This window comes from Curtobacterium sp. PhB170 (genome assembly GCF_003752345.1).
Lineage (GTDB): Bacteria > Actinomycetota > Actinomycetes > Actinomycetales > Microbacteriaceae > Curtobacterium.
Genome location: NZ_RJUM01000010.1, coordinates 523134 through 534823, shown reverse-complemented (window position 1 = coordinate 534823; position 11690 = coordinate 523134). Strand labels below are relative to the sequence as shown.

The 11690-nt window shown below is 69.0% G+C and carries 13 protein-coding genes; all 13 read right to left on the bottom strand.

The window, feature by feature from the left end; genetic code table 11:
* Positions 1-50: 50 nt before the first annotated feature.
* On the bottom strand, positions 51-521 hold the full coding sequence (rpsG, locus tag EDF40_RS10465; RefSeq protein WP_055950927.1) for a 30S ribosomal protein S7: 471 nt from the start codon (positions 519-521) through the stop codon (positions 51-53).
* A 5-nt stretch (positions 522-526) separates the two neighbouring features.
* Positions 527-895, bottom strand: a complete 369-nt coding sequence (gene rpsL / locus EDF40_RS10460) for a 30S ribosomal protein S12 (protein ID WP_017885540.1) — start codon at positions 893-895, stop codon at positions 527-529.
* 229 nt (positions 896-1124) lie between these two features.
* On the bottom strand, positions 1125-2336 hold the full coding sequence (locus tag EDF40_RS10455) for a hypothetical protein (protein WP_123339468.1): 1212 nt from the start codon (positions 2334-2336) through the stop codon (positions 1125-1127).
* Positions 2337-2372: 36 nt separating this feature from the next.
* A complete protein-coding gene (locus tag EDF40_RS10450) occupies positions 2373-2858 on the bottom strand; it encodes a DUF6121 family protein (RefSeq protein ID WP_123339467.1) in 486 nt (161 codons plus the stop codon).
* A 27-nt stretch (positions 2859-2885) separates the two neighbouring features.
* Positions 2886-3479 (bottom strand): hypothetical protein, encoded by a 594-nt coding sequence (locus EDF40_RS19225; protein WP_185002963.1) that lies wholly within the window; start codon positions 3477-3479, stop codon positions 2886-2888.
* Positions 3480-3655: 176 nt separating this feature from the next.
* Positions 3656-4387, bottom strand: coding sequence for a hypothetical protein (locus tag EDF40_RS10440; RefSeq protein ID WP_123339466.1), 732 nt, complete (start codon positions 4385-4387; stop codon positions 3656-3658).
* Positions 4388-4389: 2 nt separating this feature from the next.
* Positions 4390-5013 carry a hypothetical protein gene (locus EDF40_RS10435; RefSeq protein WP_123339465.1) on the bottom strand — a complete coding sequence of 208 codons (624 nt, stop codon included), beginning with the start codon at positions 5011-5013 and terminating at the stop codon, positions 4390-4392.
* 137 nt (positions 5014-5150) lie between these two features.
* On the bottom strand, positions 5151-6203 hold the full coding sequence (pilM, locus tag EDF40_RS10430; RefSeq protein ID WP_123339464.1) for a type IV pilus assembly protein PilM: 1053 nt from the start codon (positions 6201-6203) through the stop codon (positions 5151-5153).
* Positions 6204-6253: 50 nt separating this feature from the next.
* Entirely contained in the window at positions 6254-7096 is an 843-nt protein-coding gene (locus EDF40_RS10425; RefSeq protein ID WP_260212652.1) for an A24 family peptidase, read from the bottom strand.
* The gene (locus EDF40_RS10420; protein ID WP_123339463.1) at positions 7093-8934 is read right to left on the bottom strand and encodes a hypothetical protein; all 1842 of its coding nucleotides are present in this window, start codon (positions 8932-8934) and stop codon (positions 7093-7095) included. The genes EDF40_RS10425 and EDF40_RS10420 overlap by 4 nt, the downstream gene beginning before the upstream one ends.
* A complete protein-coding gene (locus EDF40_RS10415; protein ID WP_185002961.1) occupies positions 8931-9641 on the bottom strand; it encodes a type II secretion system protein J in 711 nt (236 codons plus the stop codon). Before EDF40_RS10415 ends, EDF40_RS10420 begins: the two co-directional genes overlap by 4 nt.
* Positions 9638-11014, bottom strand: coding sequence for a prepilin-type N-terminal cleavage/methylation domain-containing protein (locus EDF40_RS10410; protein ID WP_123339461.1), 1377 nt, complete (start codon positions 11012-11014; stop codon positions 9638-9640). The genes EDF40_RS10415 and EDF40_RS10410 overlap by 4 nt, the downstream gene beginning before the upstream one ends.
* A 76-nt stretch (positions 11015-11090) precedes the next feature.
* Complete coding sequence (locus tag EDF40_RS19610; protein ID WP_123339460.1) at positions 11091-11540, bottom strand: type II secretion system protein; 450 nt, start codon at positions 11538-11540, stop codon at positions 11091-11093.
* Between the last annotated feature and the right edge of the window lie 150 nt (positions 11541-11690).

Here is an 11690-nt window from a genome sequence, read left to right as displayed (position 1 = left end):
CCGTCCGGGCGCCGGGGTTCTTGACCACCGGTGCCCGGACGGTGCCGGGACTACCAGCGGTAGTGGGCGAAGGCCTTGTTCGACTCGGCCATCTTGTGCGTGTCCTCGCGGCGCTTGACCGCGGCACCGAGACCGTTCGACGCGTCGAGGATCTCGTTCATGAGACGCTCGGTCATCGTCTTCTCGCGACGGGCCTTGGCGTACGAGGTCAGCCAGCGGAGCGCGAGGGTGTTCGCGCGGTGCGGCTTGACCTCGACCGGGACCTGGTAGGTCGAGCCACCGACACGGCGGCTGCGGACCTCGAGGGTCGGACGGACGTTGTCGAGCGCCTTCTTGAGCGTGACGACAGCATCCTGCTGGTTCTTGGCAGTGACGCCCTCGAGTGCACCGTAGACGATGCGCTCGGCGAGGCCCTTCTTGCCGTCGAGCAGGATCTTGTTGACGAGCTGGCTGACGATCGGCGCACCGTAGACCGGGTCGGCGACGACGGGACGCTTGGGGGCGGGACCCTTACGAGGCATCTAACTCAACCCTTCTTCGCGCCGTAGCGGCTACGAGCCTGCTTACGGTTCTTCACGGCCTGGGTGTCCAGGGCGCCACGGATGATCTTGTACCGCACACCGGGGAGGTCCTTCACACGACCGCCACGGACGAGCACCATCGAGTGCTCCTGGAGGTTGTGGCCCTCACCGGGGATGTACGCCGTGACCTCGGTGCCGTTCGAGAGCTTCACACGAGCGACCTTGCGCAGTGCGGAGTTCGGCTTCTTCGGGGTGGTGGTGTAGACGCGGGTGCACACACCACGCTGCTGGGGGTTCGCCTTCAGGGCGGGCGCCTTGGTCTTGGTGACCTTCGGCGTACGACCCTTGCGAACCAGCTGCTGAATAGTAGGCAACTGTTCTCCTGGTTCTTCGCTCGTGCTCTCTGGCCGGCGCGATCCGCCGGCTTCCTCGTCCCACGCTGACGACCGCCTGACGGCGGAGGAACCTGCGGGGGGACGGAGTGGTCCGACTGGGCGATCTCGCTCGCCGGACTTTTCGGGCGCGCCCGAGGGCGCACACCCAGAAGAGACTACCCGCGTAACGGGACGAAATCAATCCGGGCCGGCACCACGCCGGACACCGTCATGAGCCGGTGTCCGAGGACCCGTTGCCGACCGCCGACCGGAACGTCGCACCCGAGCTCGAGAACCCCGTGATGTACCCGCTCGCGTTCACGTTGAGCGGCCCGGCCGTGGCCGTCCCGGTGCCGCCGGCGCCGGCGATGTCCGCCGTGAAGGTGGCCCGGCCGAAGGTGGTGGTGGAGACGAGCCAGCCGTTCGTGGTCCAGCTGCCGACGGCGACGGTGGGCCGCGACTCGAGCGTCCACTTCTCGTTCGTGTAGGTGTACGCGGGGTTCTCGCCGTACGCGTAGAAGCTGCACCCGGCCGGCGCGGCGTCGTTCGAGGCGATGCAGCCGTCCACCCAGGCGTCCACGGCTCGCTTCGCCGCCTGCTCCCCCGCGTCCGTGAGCGTCGCGGTCATCTGCACGGGCGTCGAGGCGCTGCCACCGAACCCGCCCACGACGGCGCTGCCACCCGTGGCCTTGGTCCACTTGCCGCCGTCGTACGTGACCGCGTAGGTGCCGGGGAGGGCGCGGAGACCGACCGAGCCGTCCTTCGGGGTCTTCGTCGACGTGCCCGCGACCTGCACCGAGGCGCCGGCCGGACCCCGGACGCTGACGTCGACGCTGCCGAGCTCCGGCGCCTGCAGCTCCCACACCGGGAACACGCCCCAGTCGGTGCCGGTCTTGTCGAGCGTGAAGGTCGCCGCGACGTCACGGCCGGCCTGGCGCAGGTACGCGCGGACGGTGGCGGTGTCGCCGTCCGTGCGCGTCGCGGCCACCCGGTAGCCGGTGACCTTCGCGGTCGCCTTCGCGTACGCGGCGTCGGTGAGGAGCACGTCGGCCTTCGTCCGGTCGATGCCCGCTGCGTCGAGGGCATCGGCGACCTTGCCCGCGGTCAGGTCGTCGAGGAACGCCCGCACCGGTCGGTCGGCCGAGTGGGTGGCGGAGCCGACGGAGTACCCGACGACACCGGCGACGAGCAACAGCACGACGGCGGTGCCGCCGGCGATGATCCCGATGAGCTGGCCTCGGCGGAGCTTCCGGCGCGGAGCGCGCGAGGCGGTCGGGGCGTACTGCGCGCCGTGCGCGGTCGTCCCGGCCTGCGCCGTCGACCCGGCCTGCGCGTTCTGCGCGGTCGCTGGCGTTCCTTGCGTCCCACGGATCGACGCCACCGACGGCACGGCTCCCCAGCCGTCCTGCTGGTCCGGATCCGGCGTGTGCTGGTCGCTCATCGTTCCCCCGTTGCGTGTGCGTCGTGCCCGGGAAGACTACCGCCCGACGGTGTCGTCCCCCGCGGCGGTGGTCTCCTGCCGCTGCCCGGCAGCGGGCGTCCGGTCCGTCGTCCGGGCCTGGTGCCGGGCCGCGGAGATCCCGCCGATCACCGACAGGAGCGCGACCACGACGGACCCGACCACGAACGGCCCGAGTGCGTAGCCGGCCGGGAAGACGAGGAGCTCGGTCAGGTCGCGGCGGATCGCCGCGTACCCGACAGCGCCGACGCCGAGCATCACCAGGTAGGCGGTCGCGGCGGCGACCAAACCGGTGACACCGGGGTTGCCCTCTCGCGCGCCGACCGCGGTCGCGAGGAACACCACCACGGCGGCGCCGATCACCATGGCCGGGCCGAGGTACGGGGTCGCGTCCGGCTGCGCGATCGCCTCGACGTCGGCGAGGAGCGCTTCGAACCCCGCGACGGCGACGACGAGCGCGATGAAGAGGACGGACGTCATCGTCGCGATCAACCACCGGGACATGAGGTGATCGTATCGCCGACGGGACGGTCAGCGGGTGGCTTCGGTCCGCTCCGCGTGGTCGGCGCCTTCGGTGGCGCCTGCGCTGTCCGCGGTGTCCGCACGCTCCACGTGCCCCTGCGCTGCGGCGACCAGCGCGAGTGCGATCGTCGCGGTGATGATCGGGACGGTCTCGGTCATCGGAGCGACCTGCGTCGTGCTGGTGGTCGGTGCGGCCTGCGTCGTGCTGGTGGTGGGCGCTGCCTGGAGGCCCGGGGCTGCGTCCGCCTCGGAGGGGTCCTCCGGCTCGTGGTCGCGCAGGGCCGGGCCGACGATCGGCAGGACGCCGGTGGTGGACGCCGGTTCGGCGTGCAGGACGGTCGCCTCGGAGGCCGCCGGCTCGCCGCGCTTCGCCGCGCGTCGAGCGCGCCCCATCTTCACCAGCACGACCACGGCCACGATCGCCCAGATGCCGTTGACGATGGTGGACGGCACCGCGTGGTGCGCGGCCACGTTGACGGCGACCGCCAGGCCACCGACGAGGTTGAAGAGCTGGTAGACCGGCCCGTTCGGGAGCTTCCCCGTGGAGAAGAGAATGTAACCAGCCAGCACGGTTACAGCGCCGAACCAACCCAGGAATTCCACGATTCCGACCAACACGCGCGACTCCGGGCACGACGGGAACGGCCGGTTCGAGCCGACCGTTCGAGAGGGGGATGAACAGCCGCGATCACGGCGTCGTGAGCATCGTATGCACACCGACGGGTGTCGCGGAAGAGGGGTCGGCGTGGCGCGTCACACCCCAGTGGGAGGGGGTCAGATCAGCCCTTGGTCGAGGCCGCGGCTGCGGTGTCGGCAGCCGCGTCAGGGGACCGGTCGAGCACGTAGATCGATCCGCCGAAGGTCCATGAACTGCTGCTGCTGGCAGCTCCGTCATCCCCGCTCTTCTCTGCTGACGAGACGGTCGTGATGAGGAACAGTCGATCGCCGCCCTGAACCCCCTTGACGAACTGCAGCGCCTGGTCGAACGAGCCGTCGACCGCAACGGTCACGGGGATCACCGAGAAGTTCTGGCCGGTGACCGCCGCATCCGTGACGAGGCTCGGTGCCTGTGGGGCGGACGGCGCCGCTCCAGCCGTCGCGGACGGCGATGCCGAGGGCGTCGCACCGCCCTGTCCCGCAGCCGCGGGCTCCGCCGCGACCGCTGGCGAGTACGCCGTCGCGTCGCTCGCCGTGAACGAGGAGACCTGCATCCCGGCAGCCGCGGCGGTCGCGTTGAGCTCGTCGATGAACGCCGACAGCCGAGCGCTGTCCGGTACCGAGGTCGCGCGGGTCGACAGCTCGCGCTTCATGGCTGGCAGGTCCGCCGCCTGCTCGCGCAGGCGTGCGAGCTCGCTCCGGCTGGTGTCGTTCGTCTGCTCGACGGACGCAGTCTGGGTGTGTGCCGCGGCCGTCTGTGCGAGCTGCGGCTGGACCGCGAGGAAGAACCCGCCGACGGCGACGACCGCCATCGCGAGGACTGCGAGCAAGAGGCTCAGGCGGTTTCGAGACATGATCAGTCCTTCTTCGCGTTGTCGACGGCGTACCGACCGTCGAACGCCTTCTCGTCGAGGTGGATGGTCATGTTGACCGCGTACCCGCCGCCGTCCTGCGACCGTGCGACCGAGTTGGCGTTCGCATCGACGAACCCGGTGACCCCGCCGACGGCGGTGAGCCAGTCCGGGATCGAGGGCAGGGCGTCGCTCGTGGCGTCGAAGGTGAGCGTCGCGATGCGTTGCCCCTGCAGCGGGTCATCCGACTGCGCGTACGCTTCCTCGGCCCCGGCGGAGTCGATCGTCAGTCCGGTGATCTGCACCCCGGCCGGCAGTCTCGACCGCACCGACGCGAGCGTCGTCGCCCAGTCGATCTCCGTCGACCCGCCGACCGTCTGCGCGCTCTGCAGCAACGCGCTCTCGGATTCGGCCACACGCACGTCGCGGTACTGCCCCTGTTGCTTGGCGAGCGTCGCCGTCTCGCTCTGGGCCGCAGCCAAGTCCTGTTCGGCAGACATGCGATCCGTCATCGCCCAGCCCGTCGCCAGTCCGACCGCGACCGCGACGACCAGCACGCCCGCCCACGCACGCCGGACCGTGGCGCGCTGCCGCCGGCTGACGTGGACCTCGGTGGGAAGCAGGTCCACACGCGGCGGTCCTCCGACTACCAGGACGCGAGTCTTCGCGCCGGCTCTCGGCGTGCGGGGGGTGGCGTCTGCACTGCGGCCGGGAGTCGCCCGGGATGGTCGACGTCGGTCGGTCGAGCGGGTGTCGATCATCTTGGTCATGCTGCTCGACCTCCGACCGCCAGGCTCCAGGCGACCGAAATGGAAGCCGACCGCTCACGGAGGAGTTCCGGCGTGATGCCCCGCGCGGTCCGCGCGGACACGAACGGGTCCCCGACGGCGACCGGCAGGCCGGAGACGTCGCCGAGGCTCTCCCGGAAGCCGGGGAGAGCCGCACCGCCACCGACGAGCACGATGCCCCGCACGACATCGGCAGGTCGGGTGTTCGCGTAGTAGGTCACCGTGTTCCGGACACTGGTGAGCAGTTCGCCGACCGTCTCACGCGTGACGGCCACGGCGCGGGCGTCGTCCGGCGTCTGCGCTCGTCCGACCAGACCGAAGTGCCGCTTGATCGCCTCGGCTTCGGCGAGGGAGACCTCGAGCCGGGTGGCCATCGTCTTGGTCACGTGGTCGCCGCCCGTCGGGATGATGCGCACGAAGGTGGGGACCCCGTCGTTGGCGATCACGACCGACGTCGTGTTGCCGCCACAGTCGACGATCGCGACCGTCCCGGCGCCGGCGACCCGGGGTGCCAAGACCCGTGAAAGGGCGAACGGGATCAGGTCGACACCCACCGGGCGCAGCCCGGCCAGCTCCGCAGCGCGGACGTTCGCGAGGACCGCGTCCTTGATCGCAGCGACGAGCAAGCCGTGCACGACCGGTCCGGACTCACCGACCCCCTCGGACACCGGGTAGAAGTCGAGGATCGCGTCGACGACCGGGACGGGAAGCATGTCCTGGACCTGGAAGGGGAGCGACTCGCGGATCTGCGCGAGCGGCGCCTTGGGCACGGTGAGGTCACGTGAGAGGACGCGCTGGTTCCCCATGCCCAGGACGACGTCCTTGGTCCGGAAGCGGCCGATCGACCAGAGCTCACGGAGTGCCGCCGCGACCGTGTTCGCTTCGAGGACCTCGCCCTGCTTCGTCGCGTCCTTCGGGACCGGCACCTCGGCGACACGGACGATCGTCGGGTTCGCCTTCTCGGCGTCGGCGACCTCCACCGCGCGGATCGTCTCGGCACCGATGTCGATGCCGACGATGTTCTTCGTCATGTCGTGTTCCTTCCGGTCGAGCCGGGCTCAGTAGGTGTCAGCCCGGTTCGTCAGGCGAGGCCGAGGAGTTGGAGGTAGGCGTTCCAGACCGGGACCCCGAAGAACGCGCCCACCCACGCGCCGAGGAGCATCCAGGGGCCGAACGGGATCCCCGTCGAGCGACCCGCACGCTTGGTCAGGAGGAGGACGATCCCGAAGGTACCGCCGAGGAGGAACGCTCCGAAAGCACCCACAGTGAGGGGTCCCCATCCGAGGTACGCGAGCAGGAGTCCCAGGGCTCCGGCGAGCTTCACGTCCCCGAATCCCATTCCCCGTGGTGCCGCGATCGCGAGGACCAGGTACACGCCACCGAGGATCACGAGACCGAGCAGCCCGCGGAGCATCGCAGCCCAATCGCCGGTCAGGACGCTCGAAGCGGCGAGCAGCGCGACCAGCACCGGGTACATCGGCAGGACGATCCGGTTCGGCAACGTGTGCGTGTCGATGTCGATGAGCGCCAACGCGACGCTCACCGCCATGACGAAGAGCAGGGCGACGAGCAGGACCGTCTGGCCTGCGATGACCGCACCGGGCGCACCGGCCTGCGGCAGGAACCGGACGATCACCGCGACGAACAGCACCGCCGTCGACGCCTCGACGACCGGGTAGCGGACCGAGATGGGTTCGGCGCAGTCACGGCACCGGCCACGGAGCACCAGCCAGGACACCAGTGGAACGTTGTCGAACCCCCGGATCGCGCGCCCGCACTTCGGGCACGCGGACGCGGGCGCGACGACGGACATGCCGGCCGGGACCCGGTGGACGACGACGTTGAGGAACGAACCGACGGCGAGCCCGAAGACCGCTCCGAACGCAGCGACGAACGCCGCGAGGGCCGGGATTGCGCTGATCACGAGATCGGCGCTCCGTTCGAGTCGTACGCCGTCTTCGACTCGACCTGGGTGGCGACGCGGTACGTCGTCACGGTCGGCTGCGGGAACTTCGGCGGCGTGTAGGTCGCCAGGCTCGAGTCGAACGTGTACGCCTTCGTGTAGCCCTGCCCGCTCGCCAGACCGACCGCACCGCGGAAGTTCTGCGCGATCGATCCGCTGACCGTGAGGGTCCCCCGGCCGTTCGACGAACCCCGCGTCCAGTTCTGCACGACGAACGTGCCGGTGTTCGACAGGATCGCTGCGTCGATCTCGCGATCGTTCGACAGGATCGCAGCGTTGTTCGTGTTGATCGGGTTCCACACCCAGACCGCACGCTGACCGATCAGCCCGAGGACCGTGGACGCGGACCGGGTCGTCGGGTACCGGATGTCTCCGGTGACGTAGAGGTAGTTCTCGGCGGCGATGGTCACCGCCTTGTCGACCGTTCCCTGCACGAACGCATCGCCGCGATCGCAGCCGTACGGCGCCGTCACCGAGGTGCCACCGCCAGCGGTGGGGTCCGTCTCGGAGTTGCTCGCCGAGGAACCGACGAGGGGGAAACCGACACCGTTCGGCTTCAGGGTGGTCGCGGTGCTCGCGGCCGAGGTCGCGTCGCAGGCCGTCGCGACGTTCTTGAGGGTGGCGTTGCCCTTCCAGTAGTTCGGGTCCGGCGTCGTCCCGGCCGCACGTGCGCTCGGCTCGTTCTGCACGAAGATCAGGTTGTTCTTCGGGATCGTGACGCGAGCACCGCTGGTGCTCCGGAGGTCGGTGGGAGCGCCGCACTTGGCCGCGGCTGCCGACGTGTCACTGTTCACGCCGGTGATCTGCGCCCCGGGTGTCGCGGTCGCTCCGGTGACCTGCGTCGCGATGGTCATCGGCGAGCGCACCGTCATCGTGCCGTCGCCGTTGAACGTGATCTTCGTCGGACCGGTGTAGACGCAGCCGGCTCCCTCGACGGTGCTGGTGGTCGAGGGCAGATCGGATCGCGTGTAGTCGCGCAGGTCACCGATCGTGGCCGGCGGGGTCAACGTCGAGGACGTCGTCGGGTTCGAGGCGTACCGCCCGAGCGTGCACCCACTGCTGCTCACGCCGTAGACGCTCTGGACCGTGCTCTTGAACTGCGCGCCGCACACCTTGAGCTGGTCGTTCGACCGCACCGGCCCCTCGAGCACGTCGCCGCCGCCGAACTGGATCTGGTCGCAGGTCGCCGACGTCGCGACCGGTCGGTACACCGAGGTGCACGGCAGCGTCCCGACGCCCTTCTCGTTCGTGACGGTCGGGTCGCCGGACTCGAAGTTGGTGAAGTAGAGGTAGTTCGAGAACCCGTCCGGCCGCACGTTGGCAACGACGGTCCTGGTCGTGGTGCCGGAGCGCCCGGTCGACTGCACCCGGATCACACCCTGCGACGAGAGCTTGCTGTTGTCGACGGCGTACCGGAACGACGAGTCGCCGGCGGAGCCGTCGCCGGTGGGAACGGACACCCACTGCTGACCGGACTGGTAGTTGAACGCCGCGTTGCCGCCGGTGCCCTTGCTGAAGGTACTGCTCGATGCGGCGCTGAACGGCGCGCTCGACTGCCCGTAGTTGCCGTACGTGTTGTCGGCGTTGAGCCGCGACTGGTAGTCGGCGACGCCGGCGTACGCCGCCGCGATCGCCCGGTTCCACGACCGGTCCGTCGAGGTGACCCTCGCGCCGGACGTGGCGATCGCGACCATCGTCGCGACCAGGATCATCACGACCATGCCGATCCCCACGACGGCGACGAGAGCGACACCACGCTCGTCATCCCGGGAACGGATCGCGCGGAGGAGTCGGATCACGAGGAGGCTCCCATCACGATGTTCGGCATGCTGGCTCTGTTGGTCAGGGTCACGGCGTTCGGGTCCGTCGCACTCGACCCGACCGTCAGTGTCACGCTGACCGAACGGATGTTCGGCAGGTCCGTCACCGCGACCGGCGAGGTCGGCGTTCCGAGCACGTTGTTCGACGCGTCGGTGAACGAGAACGCGACGCTGTTCACTGCTGAGGACACCAGCGTGCGTTTCGACGTCGGAGACGACGGCAGCGTCGCTCCGAGGGCAAGGGGGAACGAGAAGTACGAGGAGTTCCCGGACACCGCGGTGCCGTTCCACGTCGTCTCGGTGATCCGCTTCGTGACCGGGTCGAGCGTCAGCTGGACCTGGACCGGCTGGGAGAGCGTCGAGTCGAGGTTCACGTAGGCGAAGAACCGGATCGACGTCGCGCTCGCGTACTGGAAGGCGAACTGCGAGTCATCGCCGGTCGGCACCGGGTTGTCAGTCGCCGCCCGGAGCATGCGGCCCATCTCGTTCATAGCCGTCGAGGCAGCTCGGGTGTTCTGGCTGATCGAGCTCGCCGTCACGGACGCCTTCTGGGATGCGACGAGGAAGGAGCCCGCGATCGTCAGCACGAGGAGTGAGAGGCTCATGCCCACGATGAGCTCGACGAGCGTGATGCCCCGCTGGTCGGTCCGGGCGCGACCCAGCACTCGGCGGATCCTGCCGATCACGAGGTCGGCACCGTTCGCGGGTCGAGCGTCACGACGTTGCCGCTCGACGAGACCTTGAGGTTCGACACGCTCGGGTTCGAGGCGATGGTCTGGGTGTTGCTGCTCAACACGCCACCGAGCACGGTCGTCCCGCGCAGCGTCCACGTACCGAACGGCAGCGCGATCGTCGTCGCGGCCGAGGGCGTCATACCGGTGAAGGTGTATGTCGTCGACGGTGCGCACCCTGGATCACCGTTGGTCACCGCTGCCGTGTTCTTGACGGTCGCGACGAGGACGGTGTCCACGCCGCCCATCTTCACGTCGAACACCCCCATGGGAGCTCGCGCGGTGGCGGTGAGCGCGGTCGTCGGGTTGTAGCCCGGGGTGGAGCCGTCGGCCGCGTTGAAGATGTTCGGTGACGTCGTCAGGTTGCTCGCCGTGGGCCACGCCGTCGGGTCGACGTCCTTGCACGTCGAGGTGTACGCGCCGGCGATCGCGGTCCACTGGTAGGGGAAGAGCACGGTGGACGTGGTGGTGAACGTCTTCACCGTGTCGTCGTAGCGGTAGGTCATCGGGAGCGAGGTGGGCAGCTTCGCCGTGACGCCGTCCTTGAGGTTCAGGGGGGCGCCGGCCGTGACGGTGATCGCCTGGTCGTACAGGAAGGTCGCGTTGCCGACGCCACCGGCGGTGGTGGCCACCGACGACGACGGAGCGGTCGCTCCGTCCTTGTCGATGTTCCCGGCCTTGGCGATCGTCACCTTGTAGGTTCCCGGTGCGACCCCGACCGCGTAACTGCAGCCGTTCGTGTCGGTCACCGCTGGCGGGTTCGACAAACCGGTCGCGCCGCCGGACACGGGCGTGATCGTCACCGCGACGCCGGCGTTCGGTCCGCCCGTCGCGGTCCGGACCCCGACCACGATCGTGGACGCGCTCGCACTCGACACAGCGGAGGACGGTGAGATCAGGGTGTCGAGCACCACGTTCTTCTGTCGCGGCGACGTCCCACTCGTCCAGGAGACGGTGATCGACACGCGCTTGTAGGCGAGGACCCCCGAACCCGCGCCGCACGAGTTGTCGGAGCCGTCCGAGTTGATCCAGTTGGTGGTCTGCTTGATCGTGTACGCCTGGTTGCCGACCGACTGCAGCGTCGTGTCGTCGTCGAGCGTGAAGACGTCCTTCGTGCTGCGTGCCGCGTCGAGCGCCTGGTTCGCCAGGTTGAGCGCAGCTTCGCGCGAACGGTTGTCCTGCGTGAGGTAGAGCGTGGAGACGATACCCGCTGCGACACCCGCGGCGATCATCGCGAAGACGGTCATCGCGACCATCACCTCGATGATCGAGAATCCCTCTTCGGACTCACGGGCCGCCCGGAGGCGGTCGACGATGCGCAGCAACACGTTCTGCCTCTCGGTCGGAGCTGTAGTGGTCGCGACGAGCCGTGACGGTCGTCACGGCTCGTCGCTGGACGTCATGTCAGCAGGTTGAACCGCTGACGACGCCGGAGGTGTCCGACGTGCAGAAGGTGTTGTTGGTCGAGCTGGTACCGACGATCTTGAACGTCGGCGCGGTGGTGGTCCCGCCGATCGTGTAGGCGATCGACGACGTGTCGCTGCCCAGACTCGCGCCCGCACCCTTCAGCGCCGTGGTGAGCGCGGTGGTTCCGTTGTACGTCCCCGCGGCGGGGAACGAACCGCTGGTCGACTGGATGCTGATCACGGCCGTCTTGAAGTTGGTGATGTCCGACTTCGTGCTCGATTCCTTCGCGTTGTTCGTGATGCCCAGGTACACCGGGATGGCGATCGCAGCGAGGATACCGATGATGATCACGACGACGAGGAGCTCGATGAGCGTGAAGCCCTTCTCGTTCTCTTCCAGAAGACCCTTGCGGCGAGCGTTCAGCTTGCCCATGAGAGCGAAGTACATGGTGTTTCCATTCTTTCGGGAATGTGATGGGGAAAGTGTCCGGCACTTGCTCGGCCGCCGGTGACGAGCGTATTCACACGAGGTTCGGTGCAGAATCCCGAGAACGGGGGTGATCCGGGTGCGAAATACCCCCAGTACCGGGGGTGGAAC

Excerpts from the sequence above, each read along its gene's own strand:
- rpsG (WP_055950927.1), bottom strand. The coding sequence starts at position 521 with ATGCCTCGTAAGGGTCCCGCCCCCAAGCGTCCCGTCGTCGCCGACCCG.
- EDF40_RS10455 (WP_123339468.1), bottom strand. The coding sequence starts at position 2,336 with ATGAGCGACCAGCACACGCCGGATCCGGACCAGCAGGACGGCTGGGGA.
- EDF40_RS10450 (WP_123339467.1), bottom strand. The coding sequence starts at position 2,858 with ATGTCCCGGTGGTTGATCGCGACGATGACGTCCGTCCTCTTCATCGCG.
- EDF40_RS10440 (WP_123339466.1), bottom strand. The coding sequence starts at position 4,387 with ATGTCTCGAAACCGCCTGAGCCTCTTGCTCGCAGTCCTCGCGATGGCG.
- pilM (WP_123339464.1), bottom strand. The coding sequence starts at position 6,203 with ATGACGAAGAACATCGTCGGCATCGACATCGGTGCCGAGACGATCCGC.
- EDF40_RS19610 (WP_123339460.1), bottom strand. The coding sequence starts at position 11,540 with ATGTACTTCGCTCTCATGGGCAAGCTGAACGCTCGCCGCAAGGGTCTT.